Below are 20,272 nucleotides of genomic sequence, written 5' to 3'. Positions count from 1 at the left end.
CTTTTAGCGGCCGTGTCGTGTTTATTTACCAGACGTTTACGCGGCGCTGCCTAGAATCGGTTCGTGTTCAACTCAAGCGCGCCGCTCCAAACGGCGGCGTGCGCACAACACGTATGCCGTCCATCGTCTCGCAGGGCCCGATTTCCCGAGGTGCCCGCTCCGCCGCCACGCCGCGGCCCGTTCTCTCTCTGCGCGACTCGCGCAAGCCCCTTCACCCGGCAACCCATCGCACAACAGTGCAGCTGGTCGTGCGCGTGCCCACGAGCGAAGCGCAACTCGCGCGATGCACGCTACATGGTCTGGTTGGCAGCGCGCTCGGCGTGCATACAATCGATATCGATCGCCGCAGCGATCTCGCTTGCCTGCACGTCGAACTCGATCGCCGCCGCGTGGTCGAGGCCATGGCGCTGCTGATGCGCACGCTTTCGTGTGCGGAATTCGGCGCGGTGCGCGGGCTCGATCGCGCCGCCTGATTCGCAACGCGTGGCGCAACCGCCGCTGCGAGGGTTGTGCTACGCCTGAATGTTCTCCCGCCCGCCCTTCACGCGACGCACGTTCCGTGCGTCCGCAATCTCCGCTTCCCGCGCTCTCCCTTTGTCCCTACGCAAGCGTTGCGCATATTCATGCGAACGTTAGCGAACGGTTCAAGTATCTTCATTTCGGATTTCGAAACGAATTCGGTCACTATTGCTGCGTGAGTGCCGGTCTCGTCATCGCGTGCGACTTTTTGGCCGTCCTGATTCTGCGTTCTCCCGAAAAACAGTAGTATTCGCTCGAGCACCAAAGTCAGCTTGGCGATTTGATTCGACTCGATCGCCCGCGCGCGCCTGATTTGGGGTTCGTCGGTCCAGCGCAGATCGTCGATAACAACGGAGAACAGCATGACTCACGGATTTCGGGTGGCCAGCTTGTGCCTGTCGCTGGGATTGCTGGTAAGCGTCGTTGCATGTCATGACAACAAACCTGCTGCTGAAACACGACCTGCCGCAAACGTCGACGTGATCAATGTTGCGCTGCGCGACGTGCCGGTGGTCTTCGAATACGTAGGGCAGACAGAAAGCTCACAGCAGGTCGAAATTCGCGCGCGCGTGAACGGCTTCCTCGAAAAGCGCGTCTATACCGAAGGCTCGCTGGTCCATGCGGGGGACGTGATGTTCGTCATGGACCGCAAACCCTTCGAGGCCGCGCTCGATGCTGCGCAGGCCGAGCTTGCGCAGCAGAAGGCGCGGCTCGTCACCGCGCAGGCCAACCTCAACCGCGTACGTCCGCTCGCCGCGAAGAACGCGTTGAGCCAGAAGGATCTCGACGACTCGGTCGGCCAGGAGCAGGCGGCCGCCGCCGCGGTCGAAGGTGCGCGGGCGAATGTCATTAGCGCGACGCTCAATCTCGGCTATACGACGATCGTTGCGCCCGTGACCGGTCTTTCGAGCTTTGCGAAGAAGCAGGACGGTTCGTATATCGATGCGACCAACAGCCTGCTCACCTACGTGGCGAAGCTCGATCCCATGTGGATCAACTTCTCGCTCTCCGAGAACGAGATGCTCAATCTGCGCACGCAAACGCAGAACGGTACGCTCAAGCTGCCGCCCGTCGGCAAGCTCGAAGCGGTGATCGTGCTCGCGGACGGCAGCATCTATCCGGAACGCGGCCACATCGCGTTTACCGACGCCTCGCTCAGCTCGGAAACCGGCACCTACCTGATTCGCGCCGCCATGCCGAATCCCACGGGGTCGCTGCGGCCCGGTCAGTTCGTGCGCATCAAGTTGCTGGGCGCGCTGCGTAGTTCTGCGGTGGCCGTGCCGCAGTCGGCGGTGCAGCAGGGGCCGCGCGGCGCGTATGTGTGGACCGTCGACAAGGACGGCAAGGCGCAGCAGCGCGTGGTGGAAACGGGCGAATGGAATGGCAACGACTGGGTGATCAAGTCGGGTTTGCATCCGGGCGATCATGTCGTGATCGACAATACGCTGCGGCTCATGCCAGGTGCGCCGGTCAAGGCGAATCTCGTGGCCACGCCGCCCGCGACCGTCAATATTGGCGGGCCCGACGCCGGTGCAGGCGGCGGGGCGCAGGCGGGTGCGGCCGGGGCTTCCGGCCCGGCGGCTGCGAACGCCAACGCCAAAGCTCAGGCCAGCGCGGGCACGAGCGCCGCTCAACCGGGCGCTGCCTCCGGCGCCGCCGACGTGCTGGGCGAACACACCGCGCTCTACTTCGCGTCGGGCAGTTCGAGCCTCGACGCCCAGTCGGCCGACGCGCTCGCGGGCGTGGCGCGCCGTCTCGTCGCGGAACCGGGCATGCGCGTGGTGATTTCCGGCTACACCGATGCGAGCGGCTCGCAAGCCGCGAACCAGCGTCTCGCGGCTGCCCGCGCAGGCACGGTGCGCGCGGCGCTGGTCGTGGCCGGCGTGAAAACGGAGCGCATCGAGATGCGCAAACCGGCGCAGATCGTCGCCAACGATCCGCCGGACAAATCCCGCCGCGTGGACGTCACGTTCTCGCCCGCCGCGGGAGGCTGAACGATGAAGTTCTCCCACTTTTTTATTGACCGGCCAATTTTCGCGTCGGTCCTCTCGATCGTGCTCGTCGTCGCGGGTCTGGTGTCGATGTTCAACCTGCCGATCGCGCAGTTTCCGGACATCGCGCCGCCTACCATCACGGTGAGCGCCACGTATCCGGGCGCGAGCGCCGATATCGTCGCGCAGAACGTGGCCGCGCCGATCGAACAGCAGGTGAACGGCGCGGACAACATGATGTACATGAACTCGTCGAGTTCCTCGACGGGCAACATGACGCTCACGGTGTACTTCAATATCGGCACCGATCCGTCGCTCGCCCAGGTGGACGTGCAGAACCGCGTGAACCTCGCGCTGCCTTTCCTGCCCGATTCGGTGACGGCCCAGGGCGTGTCGGTGCAGAAGCGCTCGTCGGCGTTCATGATGGTGATCGCGATCTATTCGCCCGATAACGCCTACGATGCGTCCTATGTGGCGAACTACGCGAACGTCTACGTGCTCGACGCGCTCAAGCGCATTCCGGGCGCGAACCAGGCGTCGATCTTCGGTTCTGCTGACTATGCGATGCGCGTGTGGCTCAAGCCCGACCGCATGGCGAAGTTAGGCATTACCGTGGCCGACGTGCAGAATGCGATTGCGCAACAGAACCAGCAGTTCTCCGCGGGGCGACTCGGCCAGGCGCCGACCAACAAGCCCGTGAACCAGACCTTCCCGGTGACGACGAAAGGCCGCCTCACTGAGCCCGCCGATTTCGACAACATCATCCTGCGCGCGGCGTCGGGCGATGCGGCGATCGTGCGCCTCAAGGACATCGGCCACGCGGATCTGGGCGCCAAGGACTATTCGCTGCGCGGCCGCTACAACGGCAAGACGGCCACACTGCTCGCCGTCTATCAGCAGCCGGGCGCGAATGCATTGCAAGTGGCCAAGCAGGTGCGCCAGACACTCGAGCAGTTAAACAAGAGCTTTCCGCCTGGCCTCAAGTATGAAGTCGCGCTCGATACGACCGAGTTCGTGCACGAGTCGATCAACGAGGTGGTCCATACGCTGCGTGATGCGGTGATTCTCGTGATCATCGTGGTGTACATCTTCCTGCAAAGTTTCCGGGCGACGCTCGTGCCGCTGCTCGCAGTGCCCGTGTCGATCATCGGCGCGTTCATCGGCATGGAGGCGTTCGGCTTCTCGATCAACATGCTCACGTTGTTCGGCATGGTGCTAGCCATCGGTATCGTGGTGGACGACGCGATTGTGGTGATCGAAAACGTCGAGCGCAACATGACCGAATTCAAGCTGCCACCAAAGGAAGCGGCCAAACGCGCGATGGACGAAGTGAGCGGACCGGTGGTGGCGATCGTGCTGGTGCTGCTCGCGGTGTTTATCCCGGTGGCGTTTCTCTCGGGCATCACGGGGCAGCTCTACAAGCAGTTCGCGGTGACGATCGCGGTCTCGGTGGTGCTTTCGGGTATCGTCGCGCTCACGCTTTCGCCCGCGCTTGCAGCCATCCTGCTCAAACCGGGCGAGCACAAGAAGAACCGCTTTTTCCGCTGGTTCAACGAGAAGTTCGATCGCCTGACCGAGGGCTATGGCAGCTGGGTGCAGACCGCGATACGCCGCGTGATCCTCTCCATCGGCCTGATCGTCGTGATGCTGATCGCAACCGTCGGCCTGTTCAAACATATTCCATCGTCGTTCCTGCCCGTGGAGGATCAGGGCTATCTGTTCGGCGCGGTCGTGATGCCCGACGCGGCGAGTCTGGACCGCACCGGCGACCTCTCAAAGAAAGCGGAGGACTGGTTCGCGAAACAGCCTGCCGTGAGTTCGGTGGCGGCGCCGATCGGCTACAGCCTGATCGACTCGCAGTACAAGTCGAACGCGGGCACGCTGTTCGTGACGCTCAAGGGCTTCAAGGATCGCGGCGAAAACGGCTCCGCGCAGGACTTGATCCGCGATGCCACCAAGGCGTTCTCCACGTTCAAGGACGGCGTGGTCGTGCCGCTCAATCCACCGTCGATTCCAGGCCTCGGCACAACGGGCGGCTTCGAGTTCTGGCTGCAGAGCACCGGCGACGGCAGCTATCAGCAGCTCGAGGAAAAGGTGCGCCAGGTGATTGCGAAGGCGCGCCAGAACCCGGCGCTGCGCGGCGTGAATTCGACCATCAACACGAATTCGCGCCAGTTGCTCGTGGAAGTGGATCGCGAGCGGGCGGAAACGCTCGGCGTTCCGGTTCAGGACATCTATTCTGCACTCCAGACGATGTTCGGTTCCTTGTACGTGAGCCAGTTCCCGAAGGGCAGCCGTCTCTTCCAGGTGATCATCCAGGCCGAGCCGCAATACCGCTTGAGCCCGGACGATATCCAGCAGCTTTATGTGCGCAACCGCAACAACGACATGGTGCCGATCAAGGCCGTGACGACTTCGCGTTTCGTGCCTGGACCTGACATCGTCAACCGCTTCAACAATTTTCCGGCGGCGAAGATCACCGGCGACGCGGCGCCGGGCCACAGCTCGGGCGAGGCGATCGCGGCGATGGAGCAGATCGCCAACGAAGTGCTGGGCGACGGCTACAGCTACGAATGGAGCGGCCAGGCGTACGAAGAGAAGAAGGCCGGTTCGACGGCGGCGCTCGTGTTCGGCTTCGCACTGCTGATGGTGTTCCTCATTCTGGCGGCGCAGTACGAGAAGTGGTCGCTGCCGGTTGGCGTGCTGCTGGCCGTGCCGTTCGCGATTTTCGGGGCGCTGGTGGGCATCCTGTTGCGCGGCATGGAAAACGACGTGTACTTCCAGATAGGCTTGACCGTGCTGATCGCGCTCGCGGCGAAGAACGCCATTCTGATCTTCGAGTTCGCCGTTGAAATGCGCGAGAAGGAGAACATGTCGCCGTACGAGGCCGCGCTGCACGCCGCCAAGCTGCGTCTGCGGCCGATCATCATGACCTCGCTCGCGTTCATCCTGGGCTGCGTGCCGCTCGCCATCGCCAGTGGCGCGTCGGCTGCGAGCCGGCGCTCGCTCGGCACCGGCGTCATCGCGGGCATGCTCGGCGCCACGGTGATCGCGCTGTTCTTCATTCCGATGTTCTTCTGGGGACTGGAAACGCTCTCGTCGCGCAAGAAAGCGGACGCCATGCCGCATGCCGGCACGCCCCCTGTGGCGCCGCCTTCGCAGGAGGGCTGAGCGATGAAGACACGTTCGAATCTGACGAATCGCGCGCTGTGTCCTCTCGCACTGGTCGTCGCGACGGTTTGGCTTGGCGCCTGCGCGGTCGGGCCCGACTATCACCGTCCGGCGGTCGAGACGCCGTCGACGTTTCGCTACGCCGCGCCGCAGGCGGAAGCCGTCGACACCTCGCTCGACTGGTGGACGCAGTTCAACGACCCGGTGCTCAACGACCTCGTCGCGAAGGCGCTTGCGCAGAACAAGGACCTCCTGATTGCGGCGGCGCGCGTCGAGGAGTTCTACGGGCGCTACGTCGTGACGCGCGCGGGCCTGTTCCCGCAGGTTTCGGCGAACTTCGGCGCGTCGCGCAGCCGTGGCGTTCCGGCGCCGGGCTTCCCGCCCGTGGTCGGCAACCAGGTGGAGCTGAACGGCGCGGTGTCCTGGGAGCTCGATTTGTTCGGCCACTTGCGCAGGCTCACTGAAGCCGCGCGCGCCGATTATCTGAGCACGCAGTCCGCCCAGCAGGCCACGCGCATCGCCATCATCGCGAACGTGGCCACGTCGTATCTGCAGCTGCGCGACTTCGACAATCAACTCGTCATCGCGCAGGACACACTCGAAAGCCGCAAGGGCGCGCTCGATCTCTTCAACGAGCGCTATTCGGGCGGTGTCGTTTCGAGGCTGCAGGTGAGCCAGGCGCAGTCGGAGTACCAATCGGCGCAGACCTCCGTGTACTCGATCCAGCAGCAGATCGCGACGCAGGAAGACGCCATTTCGCTGCTGTTGGGCCAGAATCCGGGGCCGATTCCGCGCGGCAAGTCGATCACCGAGCTCACCGCGCCCGCCATTCCCGCCGGTCTGCCGTCGACGCTACTCGAGCGCCGGCCCGATATTCTGCAGGCCGAACAAACGCTCATTTCGGCGAATGCGTCGATCGGCGCGGCGCGCGCGCTGTATTTCCCGCAGATTTCGCTCACGGGACTGTTCGGTGCCGCGAGTACGGCGCTTTCGGGTCTCTGGACCGGCCCCGCGCGCGTATGGTCGTTCGCGGGCGCGGTCACGCAGCCGATTTTCGAGGGCGGTGCGATCGCGGGTGGCGTGCATCAGGCCGAAGCCGTGCAGCAGGAAGCGCTGTTCAGCTACGAGCAGACGATCCAGCAGGCGTTCGCCGATGTCGAGAATGCGCTCGTGGGCGTGGCGCGCACGCGCGATCAGCTGGATTCGACGACGCGCCAGGTGGCGGCGCTCACGGAATACACGTCAGTCGCGCGCGATCTGTACGAAGGCGGCTACACTAGCTATCTGGAAGTGCTCGACGCCGAGCGCAGTCTCTTCAATGCGCAATTGCAGCAGTCGTCGCTGCAGGACCAGGAACTCGCGCAGATCGTGAGCCTGTACAAGGCGCTCGGTTATGGCTGGACGCCGGCAGCGCCGCCGCCGGCGGCAGACAGCGCGAAGCCGTCGCAGTCTTAAGTCGCGACGGCTGCGCTTCGAGGCGGGGTGGCGAAAGGCGAACCTGGCGCGGGCGCGCCGGTTCGTTTCATGGAGTTTCCGACATCAGCCAGCGCAGCGATTGCGGCGCGGGCCTGGTGGCTTTCGCGGTTGGCTGGGCTTTGGGCGCCGGCTTCGCGACTTTTTGCAGCTGGATGGGCCGGGCGGCGTTGAGGGCGGTTGCATGGCCGCTGGTTTGCGCGAGCGCAGCGGGGCTCGCCGATGCCAACGCGAGCAGCGCGGCGGCGAACGTCAGGGCGAGGGGGCGAGTCATCTGGGTTCTCCCGCGTGGGCGAGCGGCCGGCGATGGGGAAAAGGGGCCGGCGCTGCAAGCGGAAGTATGTTCTGAGGATAACCGCCACGCGTCCATCATTTGATGGAGAAACGCGTGGCCTGTGTGGGGAACCCCGCTTATCGGGTTCCGGTTTAGTCGGCGGGGCGGCGGTCGGCGAGCGCGCGTTCGCAGTCCTTGAGCACCTGCAGGACGAGCTTGGCCTGGTAGTTCAGGTCGTCGGTGTCGAGAATTTCCTCGACGGCGTCGCGCGCCCAGACCGCGTCCACGAACCACGCGTGCTGCTGTGCGATGTCCTGTGCCATGGCCGCGAGGCGCGCGATCGCGAGCCAGTCGGCCTCGCGCGCGTGACGGTCGAGCCACTTGTGCGCCGCCTGGACGTGAAAGGCCGCGTTGGGCCAGGATTCGTTGAGATAGTAGGCCCCGAGGCTCCCGCAGGTGAGCCAGCAGAGCAGCTCCACGCGATCGCGCGGACTCAGATGGTGGCGTACATCACTCATGGCGACGCTCGCGAAAGTAACAGAGTTCGATTGACGGGTGCGTGCAGACTTCGAATCCGATGACAAAACGATATCACGGCTCGTGGAAAATCGCCTGCCCCGCACTGGCGCTGCACGCACGGGTGTTACATGGATAGCGTCGCCTGGCGGCGCGTTGTATGCAAACCAGGAGTGACACCAGGAAGGGGCGTACAGCTATGCGGTTTGCAGCGTTTCACGTGCCTGCCATCGAGCCCCTTGATCTACGCGCTTTTGCCGCCTGCTTTCCCGGCGAGCTGGGCGGCCGTGTCCACCGCGCCCATCGCGTTCGCCACGTCGAGCGCGGTGTTGCCCGCGGCGTCGTGCGCCGCCGGGTTCGCGCCGCGAGCCAGCAGCAGGTCGACGATATCGGAGCGGTTGAACATCGCGGCGATCATCAGCGCCGTGCGGCCGTCGGGAGAGGCGCCTTCCACGTCGGCACCGTTTTCCAGCAGGGCGCTGACCACGTCGGCGTAGCCCTTGAAGGCCGCGCCCGCGATCGGCGTTTGGCCGTTGTCGTTACGCAGGTTGGGGTCGGCGCCGCGCTGCACGAGCGCGCGCACGGCGGCGGCGTGGCCGTGATAGCTCGCGAGCATCACGAGGCTGTCGCCCTTTTCGTTGCGCAGGTTCGGCGGCAGGCCTTGGTCGATAAGAGTGGCGAGCGTGGCCGCCGCGCCTCGGCGCGCGGTGTCGAACACCTGGCGCGCGAACTCGACGAAACGCGGATCGAGCTCGCCGCCGTCTTCGCCGGAGCCGGACGAAGACGATGAGGGTGGGGAGGGCGGCGGGCTGGCGGTCATGGCGGTCTCCTGGTTCGGATCGCATTTCGATTCGGGGCGTTTGCCGCCGTCGAGGCTTGCCCATTGTCGCCGATCTTCGCGAGGCGCGAGGCCAGCGCGGCTTGCGCGCGCCCTAATGAAAAAGGCGCTGCCCGAACCGCTGAACAGCGGCCGGCACAGCGCCTTCCTTCGCGGCGGAACCGCTTGACGCTCAGGGCACGAGCCAGAGCGCGACGGCGTAGATCACGAGCGACACGGCGAACGTCACGGCGGTATAGCCCATCACGCGCTGGATGCGGATGCCCGCGATCGCGACGATCGGCACGGCCCAGAACGGCTGCAGCATGTTCGAGACGTTCTCGGCCATCGCCACGCCCATGGCGGTGCGCGGCACCGAGGCGTGCAGGCTCAGCGCGGCGGGCAGCACGAACGGCCCTTGCACGGCCCAGTGGCCGCCCGCGCTCGGCACGAGCAGCGTGATGATGAGCGAGCTGAGATAGCTCCAGAGCGGCAGCGAAAGCGGCGTGGCGATCGTGACGAAGGCCTTGGCGATCATCGAGGCGAGGCCCGTGCCCTTCATCACGCCCATGATGCCGCCGTACACGGGGTACTGAAGCAGCATGGAGCCGGTCTGGCGCGCGGCGCGGCGAATGGCGTTCGCGTAGGCGATAGGCGTGCGCTGCAGTGCCAGGCCGATCAGCAGGAAGATCAGGATCGTCGTGTTGATGTCGAGATCGAAACCCTTTTCGCTCCATTCCATCGCGAGATAGCCCGCGCCGAGTGCGATCAGGAGCAGCGTGCCGAGCATCGACTGTTCGAGGCGCGATGCGAACGAAGGCGTGCCGTTGCCGACGCGCGCGTGCGGGTCGTTGCTGGCGCCGGCGTCGTTCGCTTCGGCTTCGGCCGCCTGACTGAACGGCACCACGTGCTCCGGCTTCGGATGCATGCGGATGAAGATGAACGTCATCACGACCACCACGAGCACGGTGGGGATGAAGACGAACGGCGCGAACACGGTCTGGCTGAGCGGGATCACGTGGCCGGTCGCCTTTTCCACGAGATTGAGCGCGTTGCCGGGCGAGGCCTGCGAAAGGGCGATCGAGCTGGAGAGCCCGCTATTGCAGATCGACCATGCCGAATAGCTGCCCGCCACGAGCCACGCGAAATCCACGTTCACGCGCTTGGCGATTTCACGTGAGAGCAGCGCGCCCACGATCAGGCCCAGGCCCCAGTTCAGCCACGCGGCGACGGCGACCACCGGAAACACCAGCAGCGCCGCGCGCGCCGGCGTTTGTGCCTTGGCCGCGAGCGCGCGCAGCACGCGCTGGATCACGGGCGCTTCGGCAATGGCATAGCCCGTGGCGAGGATCAGGATCATCTGCAGCGCGAAGCCGAGAATGCCGAACGTGCCTTCGTACCAGGAGCTGAGCAGCGTGGGGAGATTGCCGTGCGGCGCGATGACGAGCGCGAGCACCGCGACGAAGAAGGTGAGGCAGATGGACAGAACGAAGGGGTCGGGCATGACCCGCTCGAAAACATACACGAGGGCGGCGACGACACCCTGGCGGGAATCGCGCGTTTCAGTCTGGAGGTCTCTTTTCATGCTCTTTGCGCTATAGCGTGTGGCTACTGGCTGGCCGGAGCGGACAGGAGGCGTTGCTTGCGGGTGGTCCCGGCACCGTGCGGCTGGCGAGCCAGGCGCGTGGTGGGCGGGGAGGCAGGTGCGGCTCCTCCATCAGCGAGAGGCGATGCCGCCCCGGCGCAGCGGGTTCATATCACGCCTTGCACGCGCGAATTCGCACGGCAAGACGGCCAGCCCGTTCTTGTTGTTCTTGTGTTCGCAATTCGAACACGGTTTCGATTATCGAACGACGCATTATTCGCTTCATGCTGAGTGGATGTCAAGGTTGCGATAGCGTGTCGATGCAGGTTGTTAACCTCAAATGAGGGCCGAATGTATGATAATTGTAAGAATAATGAAATCGGAAAGAAATTTCATAAGCGTCACGCGGACTACCTAAAATGCAGAAGCGGGAACCGCTTTCGCGCGCACGCAGACCCCCTCACGAGCTGTAAATCACTGCATTCAGGAGACAGAAGATGACGATTCGTCTTGGAGAAGATGCACCCGATTTCACCGCGGAGACCACCGAAGGCAAGATTCATTTCCACGAATGGATCGGCGACCAATGGGCCATTCTGTTTTCGCATCCGAAAGATTTCACGCCCGTTTGCACGACGGAACTCGGCTATATGGCAAAGCTCAAGCCGGAGTTCGACAAGCGCAACACGAAGATCATCGGACTGAGCATCGACCCGGTGGACGACCATGCGAGGTGGGCGAAGGACATCGAGGAAACGCAGGGGAGCGCCGTCAATTATCCGATGATCGGCGACCCGGATCTGCACGTCGCGAAGCTCTACGACATGATCCACCCGAACGCGAGCGGCGCCAGCCCGCGCACGGCGGCCGACAACGCCACGATACGCGCAGTGTTTCTCATCGGGCCGGACAAGAAAGTGAAGGCGATGTTCGTCTACCCGATGAGTTCGGGCCGCAATTTCGACGAGGTACTGCGCCTGCTCGATTCGCTGCAGCTCACGGCGAAACACTCGGTGGCGACACCGGTGAACTGGAAGCCGGGCGACGACGTCATCATCCCGACTTCGGTTTCCGACGATGCGGCGAAGCAGAAGTATCCGCAGGGCTTCAAGACGCTCAAGCCGTATCTGCGTACGGTCGCACAGCCTAAGTAGCTTTTGGCACGCCCAAAAAAAAGCGGCGCACTTGACAGTGCGCCGCGGACCACGGGCCAGGTAAGCTCGCGCCTCACGCAGCCCGGACAGGGGAAAGCGGTCGAGTCAGTTCGAAGGCGTAGGCCGCCACTTGAGCAAACGATGCTCGAGCGCGGTGAGCACATAGTCGGCGGCCAGCGCGACCACGGCGAGCACGATCATCGCGGCGAACACGCCGCTCGCGTTGAACGCGCCCTGCGCCGTCGAGATCAGCAAACCGATGCCTTGCTTCGAGCCGAGGAATTCGCCCACCACGGCGCCGACCAGCGCGAAGCCGAAGCTCACGTGCAGGCTCGCGAGAATCCACGAAAGCGCTGAGGGAATCACGACCGAGGTCGTCACCTGGCGTCGCGACGCGCCGAGAATCTGCGCATTGGCGATCATGTAGCGGTCGGCCTCGCGCACGCCCTGGAACGCATTGGCGAACACCACGAAGAACACCATCACCACGGCGAGCGCCACTTTCGACGCCATGCCGAGCCCCAGCGCGATCACGAACACCGAGCCGAGCACCACGCGCGGAATCGAGTTGGCGATCTTGATGTAGAGGCTGAACACGTCGGAGAGCAGCTTGTTGCGGCCAAGCACGATGCCGCAGAACACGCCGGCCACCGAGCCGATGATGAAGCCGAGGCCCGTTTCCTCCAGCGTGACCCAGACCTGCGTGAGCAGCGGCCCTTGCGAGGTGCCGTTCACGAACCAGTCGATGATCTGGTCGAAGATGGCCGTGGGCATCGAGAAGAAGAACGGATCGATCCATTTGAGGCGCGCGGCGAGTTCCCAGCCGCCGAGCACGACGACGAGCACGAGAATACGCAGCGAAATGACGAGCAAATTGCGCTGACGAATGCGCTTTTGCGCGGCGCGCTCGACGGCGTCGAGCGAGGCGGGATCGAGGCCTTGCGGCAGGGTTTGTTGCGGGGTGGACATAGTGAACGGCTCCGGTGTTAGGCGATCTGCACTTCTTCGCGCAGGTCGTGCCAGATCTGGCGCGACAGTTCGACGAAGTGCGGCGCGTAGCGGATTTCGGACGTCACGCGCGGGCGCGGCAGATCGATCTCGTAGACCTTCTTGAGCGTGGCCGGGCGCGCGGTCAGCACGAACACGCGGTCGGCGAGCGCAATGGCTTCTTCGAGGTCGTGCGTGACGAATACGACCGACCCCGTGCCGCCCCACAGCTGCAGCAGCTCGTCTTGCATGAGCGTGCGCGTTTGCATGTCGAGCGCCGAGAACGGCTCGTCCATCAGCAGGATTTCGGGCTTGTTGATGAACGTCTGCGCAAGCGCGACGCGCTTGCGCATGCCGCCAGAAAGCTGATGCGGATAGTGCTTGCCGAAATTGGCGAGGCCCACGCGGCGCAGCCATTCGTTGGCTTCGTCGTAGGCCGCCGACCTCGAGCGGCCGCGATAGAGCGGACCGGCCGCCACGTTGTCGAGCACCGAGCGCCACGGGAACACGGCGTCGGCCTGGAACACGAAACCGATGCGCGGATCGATGCCGTCCACGGGCGCGCCCATCACGCGCACTTCGCCCGTGGTGGGTTTGAGCAGGCCGGTGATCATGCTGAGCGTGGTGGACTTGCCGCAGCCCGTGGGCCCGACGATCGCGACGAACTCGCCGCGCGCGACCGACATGCTGAAGTCGCGCAGGGCGACGGTCGCCTTGCCGTCCGGTGAAATGAAGCGGCACGAAACGTGGCGCAGCTCGATGGCCGGCGTGCCTTGGGAATGGGAGGAAGTCATTGTCTCAGTGGGCTGAACGTGGGGCCGGTTGCGTTGCTTACTTCGACGCCGTGGCGGTCGCAGCCGGCAGATAGTCGTTCGAGTAAGTCTTCGCGAGGTCGATGTGCTTGCCCTTCACCGAAGGATTGAACGCCGAGAGCACCTTGAGCACCGTATCGGGGCCGTCGGCGGGCATGCGGCCGTCTTTCGTGAACATCGGCAGCGAGGACTTCAGCGCGGCCACGTAGAGATCCTTGTTGTTGCCGTAGTAGTCCTTCGGCATCTTCGCGGCGATTTCGTCGGCGCTATGCGTGGCGATGAAGTTGAGCGTGCGCGAGAACGCGTGCGCGAGCTTCGTCGCTTCGTCCTTGTGCGACTGCGCCCAGGCGCGCTGCACGTAGAAGCTCGAAGCGGGGTAGGTGCCGCCGAGCGCCGCGCGCGTGCCTTCGAGCGTGCGCATGTCGACGAGCACCTTGGCGTCGCCGGTTTGCAGCAGACGCGAGACGGTGGGCTCCGTGGTCATGCCCGCGTCGATGCGGTTCTGCTTGATCGCTGCGATAAAGGTGTTGTCCGCGCCCACCGGCAGCAGCGTGTACTGGTTGGAGGGCACGCCCGAGCGCTGCGCGAGGTACTGCGTGAGGAAGCTCGTGGAGGAGCCAAGGCCCGTTACTCCGAGCGTCTTGCCCTTCACGTCGGCCATGCTCTTGAGCGTGCCGGCTGCCGCGTTCGAGACCATTTCCACTTCGCCCGGCACCTGGCCGAACACCACGAGCGTCTGCACTTCCTTGCCCTTGCTCTGCAGGTCGATGGTGTGATCGTAGAAGCCCACCACGCCTTGCACCGCACCCGCGAGCAGCTCGTTCTCGGCGTCCACGCCGGCCGGCTGTGACTGCAGCTCGACGTCGAGGCCTTCGTCCTTGAAGTAGCCGAGCTGCTCGGTCAGTTTGGCGGGCAGATAGATGATCTTGGTGGCGCCGCCAACCATGATCGTGATCTTTTCCGCGTGGGCAGCCGTGGAGCCGGCGGCGAGGGCGAACGCGACACTCGATACAGCGGCAATCTGGCGCAAGGTAGGCATCGTGGAGTCTCCTGAAGGTGGTGCGCCGTGCATGCGGGCGCTTTTTTGGGTGGATGGAGCCGATTATAAAAACCGTAAGCCTTCTGCCAGCCTTCGGGCGCCGTGCAAAATCGTCCGTGTTAACCCGCAGGGCGGCGGCGCGCCGGCAACGGCACAATCGATTCCCCTGAAACGGCCTTTCGCCCTTGCCCGCACCTGCCCATGAAGTTGCTGCTGATCGAAGACAATCCCACGCTGGCGCACTGGCTCGTCAAAACGCTGGAGGAGCAGGCGTTCGCCTTCGACGCCGTGCAGGACGGCGAAGCCGCCGACCAGTTGCTGCAGTCCAATCACTACGATGTGGTGCTGCTCGACCTCAATTTGCCGAAGCTCTCGGGCAAGAACGTGCTGCGGCGGCTGCGCCATCGCGGCGACGCGACGCCCGTCATGGTGCTCACGGCGAGCGGCTCGATCGACGAAAAGGTGGAACTGCTCGGCGCGGGCGCCGACGACTATCTCGTCAAGCCCTTCGAGGTGCGCGAACTGGTGGCGCGCATCAAGGTGCTGATTCGCCGGCAAACGCCCGCGCGCGCGAACGAAATCGGCTGCGGGGACCTCGTGTTCGACCTCAACACACGCCAGTTCACGCTGAAGGGTGCGCCGCTGAACGTGACGCCGCGCGAGCGCACGGTGCTCGAAACGCTGGCGCTGCGCCTCGGCCAGACCGTTTCGAAGGCCGCGCTCGTCGATGCGATCTTCACGCTCGCCGACGAACCCAGCGAGGACGCCATCGAAATCTACGTCTCTCGGCTGCGCAAGAAGCTCGAAGGCAGCTCGGCCGTGATCGTGACATTGCGCGGCCTGGGCTATTTGCTGCGCCGGAAGGATGAAACGCTATGACGACTTGCGCGTGCCGTCATGACGGGTAGCCTGCGCGTTCGCCTGCTGTGGTGGATGCTCGTGCCGCTCGCGCTCTACGTGAGTTTTACGGCAACCTCCGAGTATCGCGCTGCCCGCCATACCGCCGATCTGGTGCAGGACGGCCGGCTGCTGTCGTCCGCACGCATGATCGCCGGTTCCGTGCAATGGGCCGACGGCGCGCTGCGCGCCGACGTGCCGCCCGCGGCGCTCGAACTTTTCGCTTCGCCGCAGCAGGATCAGGTGTTCTACAACGTGCACGTGGAGGGCGGCTCGCTGCTCGCGGGCATGCCCGATTTTCCGCATGCGGCCTCGTCGCCCGCCGTCGATTCACCCGTGGCGTACGACGCGGATCTGCGCGGCCAGGCCGTGCGCGCCGTGAGCGTGGTGCGCTCCATGTACGACAATGGTCACATCTGGCGCGTGCGCGTCTCGGTTGGCAAGACCGGGCGCTCGCGCGACGCGATGGTGGAGGCGCTATGGCGTCCCCAGCTCTATCGCCAGATCGGCATGGTCATGCTGGCCGTGGCGCTCGCCTGCATCGGTCTGACGTTCGAGCTGCGTCCGCTGATGAAGCTCAAGAACGACGTGGCGGACCGCGATCCTTCGCACCTCGAACCCATTCGCGCCGAAGGGCTGCATGCCGAACTGCGGCCCGTCGTAGACGCCATCAATCAATGCATTGCGCGCCTTTCGGCGCAGACGGCGGCGCAGCGCCGCTTCATCGCCGATGCAGCGCACCAGCTGCGCACGCCGCTCACGCTGCTCGGCACGCAATTGCAGTACGCGCGCCAGCAAAAGGCCGTCGATCCCGCGCTCGACGAAGTGCTGGCGGCCATGCACGTGAGCAACCGCTCGATGGTCGCGCTCACGAACCAGTTGCTGCTGCTCGCGCAGGCCGAGGCGCTCGATCCCGCGCAGTTGCCGGGCGCACCCGTCGACATGGCGCAACTCGCGCGCGAAGTGATCGAGGCGCTCGCGCTGCTCGCGCAGACGCGCGGCATCGATCTCGGTGCGGAGCTGCCTCGCGAGGCGGGCGAGGCGGTGGTGCAGGGGCATCGCGAACTGTTGCGGGCGATGGTCAGCAATCTCGTGGATAACGCGCTGCGCTACACGCCGGCTGGCGGGCACGTCACGGTGTCGGTGCGGGCGAGCGGCGAGACGGTCGCGCTCGAAGTGCTCGACGACGGACGCGGCATTCCCGCGGAAGCGCGTGCGCGCGTGTTCGAGCCTTTCTTCCGCGCCGCCGCCGGGACGGAAGGCACCGGCCTTGGTCTCGCGATCGTGCGCGAGATCGCGCAGTCGCATCGCGGCGCGGTGAGCCTGACTCCGGGCGCGGACGGGCGGGGCGTGCGCGCCTGTGTGGTGCTCGCGCGCCGACAGCCCGCGCTTGTGGCCGAGCCTGCATAGGAGCCGGCGCGGCGATTCGAGGCCATGGCGTGCTGCCTCGCAGCCCGTGCGCGGAGCCACTTTAAGGGGCGGTACAATGTGGCCGCCTGAAGCCGCAAGCCCGCGCCGCGCCTGGCGGCCATCGCTGCGGCGACCACCCGTTCATTCGAAGATCGAGACCATGCAAAAGAAGACGGTCCGCGGCGCCCCTTTGCCCGCCTATGAGCAGATCAAGCGTCATGTGCTCGCGCAGATCGAAAGTGGCGCCTTGCGGCCCGGCGACGTGGTGCCTTCCGAAACGGAACTGGTGAAAGAATTCGGCGTGGCGCGCATGACGGTGTCGCGCGCGCTGCGCGAGCTGATGGCCGAAGGCGTGCTGAACCGCGTGCGCGGCTCGGGCACGTATGTGGCGCCGCGCCAGTACGAATCGACGGTGCTGCAGATCCGCAATATCGCCGACGAAATCGCGGCGCGCGGCCATCGGTATGCGGCACGCGTGCTGGAACTGGAGTCGAGCGACGATCCGAATGCGATCGCCGCGCTCGAACTCGACGCCGGGCCGGTATTCCACTCGCGCATCGTGCACAGCGAAGAGGGCGAGCCGATCCAGTACGAGGACCGCTACGTGAACCCCGAGGTGTTCCCCGATTACCTCGCTCAGGACTTCACCGTCGAAACGCCGAATCACTACATGGTGCGCCTCGCGCCGATCCAGCGCGCCGAGTTCCGCATCTACGCGCAGAAGCCCGACGCGCGCGTGCGGCAGTACCTGGAAATGGAAATCGGCGAGCCTTGTTTGTTGTTGCTGCGGCGCACGTGGGTGGGGCGTCATGTGGCGACTTCCGTGCGCCTGTGGCATCCGGCTTCGCGGTTTCATCTGGCGGGCACTGTTTGAACAGGGCGGCAAGGCCGCATACGGTCTATATTGAAATGCCGTAGCAAACGACGGACTCACGCGATCCGACCCAGGGGCCTTCTGTGACATCTATCGCCGACACGATTGACGAAAGTCTTTCCAGCATACGGTTCTTTGTTCAGAGGGAATTGGTCGATACGCTGTCCGGACAGGACGGAACGTTTGAGCCTAATCGTGAATGGGCCGTCATCATCAAACACACCTCGAGGATTCGGTCACTCGAGCATGCGATTCCGAACCAGGAGCGTGCTGTCCTTGAGGAAGCAATCCAGTTGCTCGAGAATCGGTTGAACAATGTTGTTGCCGTCCTGAGAGGCGTCGTCGAACGTCGCGCAGACGGGGAGGTTGAGGAACGCACTGCGCTCGCTGCGATCAACGAAGCAATCGCCGATGTGGACCGGTCTTTTGGTAAAGAACTCGTCAGATATTATGAATTGCGAGCGCGGCGGATACCGGACCCGTCTGCCGGGCAGCGCGCCGCTGCACAACCGGCAACCGCCGCAGCAAACCCGTCTCACACTCACCACTACTATGGGGCGGTGCACATGGGCGATAAGTTCGTCGCAAAGCAGGCAGGAGCGATGGGCCCAAATGCACGTGCCGACCACAATGTCTTCCAGCAAGTCAACGCCGACCACGCGGACATCGACTTGAATGCACTCGCTGCCGATCTGGCCCGTCTTCGCACGGCCATGAAGAGTGAAGACACGTCGGCGGATAACGACGAGGCCATCGGGCAGGTTGCGTCAGCCGAGAAAGCGGCCAAAAACGACGATAAGCAAGGGGCGATCGAACACCTGAAAGAGGCCGGAGCATGGGCATTCGAGGTGGCGAAAAAAATAGGCGTCGAGGTTGCCGTGAGCGCCTTGAAGCGGGCGCTCGGCATGGGCGCTTAGCTCCGCTAGCGGATTACCGCGCCCGCTCGTTTCCTGCAGTCTTGCTAAACCGCACTCCACCGGACGCTCAAGCGCGCCTTGCCGCCTGGTTCCCAGCGCTCCGTGCCTCCTGATCCCTACCTGCTTCAAGCCACCTCTTTCGCTTGCGCGCGTGGTCTGGTCGCCTCCGCGTGCCATTCACCGTGTCAGTCTGTCTGCAGACGTCTTGTCTAGACAAAGCTTTCACCGATCTTCCGTCGCTCTTCGCTCCTGTAGCCTGATTCCCGCCATTTGCGTCAGGGTAACTACTAACCCACGTTTGATCAAAAACGATGAACCACCCGAACTTCACCGACCCGCGCCTCGACCCGACCCGCACGATCCGCGCGCCGCGCGGCAGCGAGAAGGTCTGCAAGACCTGGCTGGCGGAAGCCGCCTACCGGATGATCCAGAATAATCTGGACCCCGAAGTCGCCGAGCATCCGCATGCGCTCGTGGTGTACGGCGGCATTGGCCGCGCCGCGCGCAACTGGGAGTGCTTCGACCAGATCCTCGCGTCGCTGAAGGACCTGAACGAGGACGAGACGCTGCTGATCCAGTCGGGCAAGCCCGTGGGCGTGTTCCGCACGCATGCGGACGCCCCGCGCGTGCTGCTCGCGAACTCGAACCTCGTGCCGCACTGGGCCACGTGGGAACACTTCCACGAACTGGACCGCAAGGGCCTCATGATGTACGGCCAGATGACGGCGGGCAGCTGGATCTACATCGGCTCGCAGGGCATCGTGCAGGGTACCTACGAAACGTTCTATTCGGTCGCGAACCAGCACTTCAACGGCGACCCGAAAGGCCGCTGGATCCTCACGGGCGGTCTCGGCGGCATGGGCGGCGCACAGCCGCTCGCAGCGACGATGGCGGGCTTCTCGATGATCGCGGTGGAATGCGACGAGACGCGCATCGACTTCCGCCTGAAGACGCGCTACGTGGACCGCAAGGCGAAGACGATCGACGAGGCGCTGGCCATCGTCGAGGAAGCGAAGAAGACGGGCAAGCCGGTTTCGGTGGGCCTGCTTGGCAATGCTGCCGATGTGTTCGCCGAATTCGTGAAGCGCGGCATCACGCCTGACTGCGTGACGGACCAGACGAGCGCGCACGACCCGATCAACGGCTACCTGCCGCAGGGCTGGACCGTGGCGCAGTGGCGCGAAGCGCAGAAGGTCGCGCCGGAAAGCATCGTGAAGGTCGCGAAGGAGTCGATGGCCCACCAGGTGCGCGCGATGCTCACGCTGCAGGAGCGCGGCGCGGCCACGCTCGACTACGGCAACAACATTCGCCAGATGGCGCTCGAAATGGGCGTGGAAAACGCGTTCGATTTCCCGGGTTTCGTGCCGGCGTATATCCGTCCGCTGTTCTGCGAGGGCAAGGGCCCGTTCCGCTGGGTGGCGCTCTCGGGTGATCCTGAGGATATCTACAAGACGGACGCCAAGGTCAAGGAGCTGATCCCCGACGATCTCGACACGGGATCGGTGGCGAGCCCGAACCGCGAAACGGAATCGATGAAGGACGGCTCGGACGCGGTGAGCGACTGGCCGCTGCTCAATGCGCTGCTGAACACGGCGGGCGGCGCGTCGTGGGTCTCGCTGCACCACGGCGGCGGCGTGGGCATGGGCTTCTCGCAGCACTCGGGCGTGGTGATCGTGGCGGACGGCACGCAGGCGGCGCACGAGCGTCTGGGCCGCGTGCTGCACAACGATCCGGCGACGGGCGTGATGCGCCACGCGGACGCCGGCTACGAACTCGCGCAGCAGACCGCGCGCGAGGCGGGTCTCAAGCTGCCGATGCTCGGCCGATGAGCGGCGC

The 20,272-nt window shown here is 64.7% G+C and carries 18 protein-coding genes; 10 read left to right on the top strand and 8 right to left on the bottom strand.

Features of this window, described 5'->3' with window-relative positions; genetic code table 11:
* The first annotated feature begins 113 nt into the window (after window positions 1-113).
* Window positions 114-473: a hypothetical protein gene (locus tag M3A49_RS28780; RefSeq protein WP_051481580.1), complete on the top strand. Its 360-nt coding sequence runs from the start codon at window positions 114-116 to the stop codon at window positions 471-473.
* Window positions 474-541: 68 nt separating this feature from the next.
* Here M3A49_RS28780 and M3A49_RS28775 read toward each other — a convergent pair whose 3' ends face one another.
* On the bottom strand, window positions 542-883 hold the full coding sequence (locus tag M3A49_RS28775; RefSeq protein ID WP_266232041.1) for a hypothetical protein: 342 nt from the start codon (window positions 881-883) through the stop codon (window positions 542-544).
* On the opposite strand from M3A49_RS28775, the gene M3A49_RS28770 reads away from it, so the two are divergent.
* Genes M3A49_RS28770 through M3A49_RS28755 form a run of 3 tightly spaced genes read left to right on the top strand, consistent with a single transcriptional unit; the run spans window position 882 to window position 7,136 of the window.
* Window positions 882-2,513, top strand: a complete 1,632-nt coding sequence (locus M3A49_RS28770) for an efflux RND transporter periplasmic adaptor subunit (protein ID WP_323183338.1) — start codon at window positions 882-884, stop codon at window positions 2,511-2,513. The two genes, M3A49_RS28775 and M3A49_RS28770, sit on opposite strands and share 2 nt — an antisense overlap.
* A gap of 3 nt (window positions 2,514-2,516) precedes the next feature.
* Window positions 2,517-5,681 (top strand): efflux RND transporter permease subunit, encoded by a 3,165-nt coding sequence (locus tag M3A49_RS28760; protein ID WP_266232040.1) that lies wholly within the window; start codon window positions 2,517-2,519, stop codon window positions 5,679-5,681.
* 3 nt (window positions 5,682-5,684) lie between these two features.
* Window positions 5,685-7,136: an efflux transporter outer membrane subunit gene (locus M3A49_RS28755; RefSeq protein ID WP_254354988.1), complete on the top strand. Its 1,452-nt coding sequence runs from the start codon at window positions 5,685-5,687 to the stop codon at window positions 7,134-7,136.
* 67 nt (window positions 7,137-7,203) lie between these two features.
* Here the strand turns inward: M3A49_RS28755 and M3A49_RS28750 are convergent, their stop codons facing one another.
* The 4 genes from M3A49_RS28750 to M3A49_RS28735 all read right to left on the bottom strand — a co-directional run bounded on the left by M3A49_RS28750 (window position 7,204) and on the right by M3A49_RS28735 (window position 10,346).
* Window positions 7,204-7,428, bottom strand: coding sequence for a hypothetical protein (locus M3A49_RS28750; protein WP_266232039.1), 225 nt, complete (start codon window positions 7,426-7,428; stop codon window positions 7,204-7,206).
* A gap of 152 nt (window positions 7,429-7,580) precedes the next feature.
* Entirely contained in the window at window positions 7,581-7,946 is a 366-nt protein-coding gene (locus M3A49_RS28745) for a hypothetical protein (RefSeq protein ID WP_028205078.1), read from the bottom strand.
* Window positions 7,947-8,188: 242 nt separating this feature from the next.
* Window positions 8,189-8,764 carry an ankyrin repeat domain-containing protein gene (locus tag M3A49_RS28740; protein WP_254354986.1) on the bottom strand — a complete coding sequence of 192 codons (576 nt, stop codon included), beginning with the start codon at window positions 8,762-8,764 and terminating at the stop codon, window positions 8,189-8,191.
* A gap of 190 nt (window positions 8,765-8,954) precedes the next feature.
* Window positions 8,955-10,346: a short-chain fatty acid transporter gene (locus M3A49_RS28735; protein WP_266232038.1), complete on the bottom strand. Its 1,392-nt coding sequence runs from the start codon at window positions 10,344-10,346 to the stop codon at window positions 8,955-8,957.
* A 497-nt stretch (window positions 10,347-10,843) separates the two neighbouring features.
* On the opposite strand from M3A49_RS28735, the gene M3A49_RS28730 reads away from it, so the two are divergent.
* Window positions 10,844-11,500 carry a peroxiredoxin gene (locus M3A49_RS28730; RefSeq protein WP_254354984.1) on the top strand — a complete coding sequence of 219 codons (657 nt, stop codon included), beginning with the start codon at window positions 10,844-10,846 and terminating at the stop codon, window positions 11,498-11,500.
* 105 nt (window positions 11,501-11,605) lie between these two features.
* On the opposite strand, the gene M3A49_RS28725 is transcribed toward M3A49_RS28730, so the two are convergent.
* From M3A49_RS28725 to M3A49_RS28715, 3 genes are read right to left on the bottom strand one after another with little or no spacing between them, the layout of a single operon-like run.
* A complete protein-coding gene (locus tag M3A49_RS28725) occupies window positions 11,606-12,469 on the bottom strand; it encodes an ABC transporter permease (protein WP_028205082.1) in 864 nt (287 codons plus the stop codon).
* 17 nt (window positions 12,470-12,486) lie between these two features.
* Window positions 12,487-13,281: an ABC transporter ATP-binding protein gene (locus M3A49_RS28720; RefSeq protein ID WP_266232037.1), complete on the bottom strand. Its 795-nt coding sequence runs from the start codon at window positions 13,279-13,281 to the stop codon at window positions 12,487-12,489.
* A 37-nt stretch (window positions 13,282-13,318) separates the two neighbouring features.
* Window positions 13,319-14,338: an ABC transporter substrate-binding protein gene (locus M3A49_RS28715; RefSeq protein WP_028205084.1), complete on the bottom strand. Its 1,020-nt coding sequence runs from the start codon at window positions 14,336-14,338 to the stop codon at window positions 13,319-13,321.
* Between the two features lie 201 nt (window positions 14,339-14,539).
* Here M3A49_RS28715 and M3A49_RS28710 point away from each other — a divergent pair, with 201 nt between their 5' ends.
* The 5 genes from M3A49_RS28710 to hutU all read left to right on the top strand — a co-directional run bounded on the left by M3A49_RS28710 (window position 14,540) and on the right by hutU (window position 20,265).
* Window positions 14,540-15,217, top strand: a complete 678-nt coding sequence (locus M3A49_RS28710) for a response regulator (protein ID WP_266232036.1) — start codon at window positions 14,540-14,542, stop codon at window positions 15,215-15,217.
* Between the two features lie 18 nt (window positions 15,218-15,235).
* A complete protein-coding gene (locus tag M3A49_RS28705; protein ID WP_266232035.1) occupies window positions 15,236-16,645 on the top strand; it encodes a sensor histidine kinase in 1,410 nt (469 codons plus the stop codon).
* A 160-nt stretch (window positions 16,646-16,805) separates the two neighbouring features.
* Window positions 16,806-17,519 (top strand): histidine utilization repressor, encoded by a 714-nt coding sequence (hutC, locus tag M3A49_RS28700; RefSeq protein WP_266232034.1) that lies wholly within the window; start codon window positions 16,806-16,808, stop codon window positions 17,517-17,519.
* A gap of 83 nt (window positions 17,520-17,602) precedes the next feature.
* Window positions 17,603-18,436 carry a hypothetical protein gene (locus M3A49_RS28695; RefSeq protein WP_266232033.1) on the top strand — a complete coding sequence of 278 codons (834 nt, stop codon included), beginning with the start codon at window positions 17,603-17,605 and terminating at the stop codon, window positions 18,434-18,436.
* A gap of 311 nt (window positions 18,437-18,747) precedes the next feature.
* Window positions 18,748-20,265, top strand: coding sequence for a urocanate hydratase (gene hutU / locus M3A49_RS28690; protein WP_266232032.1), 1,518 nt, complete (start codon window positions 18,748-18,750; stop codon window positions 20,263-20,265).
* Window positions 20,266-20,272 lie beyond the last annotated feature (7 nt).

It is taken from the genome of Paraburkholderia sp. CNPSo 3076 (assembly GCF_026343935.1).
GTDB lineage: Bacteria > Pseudomonadota > Gammaproteobacteria > Burkholderiales > Burkholderiaceae > Paraburkholderia > Paraburkholderia nodosa.
Note: the sequence above shows the minus strand (reverse complement) of the source record. Positions and strands in the feature narration are given on the sequence as shown.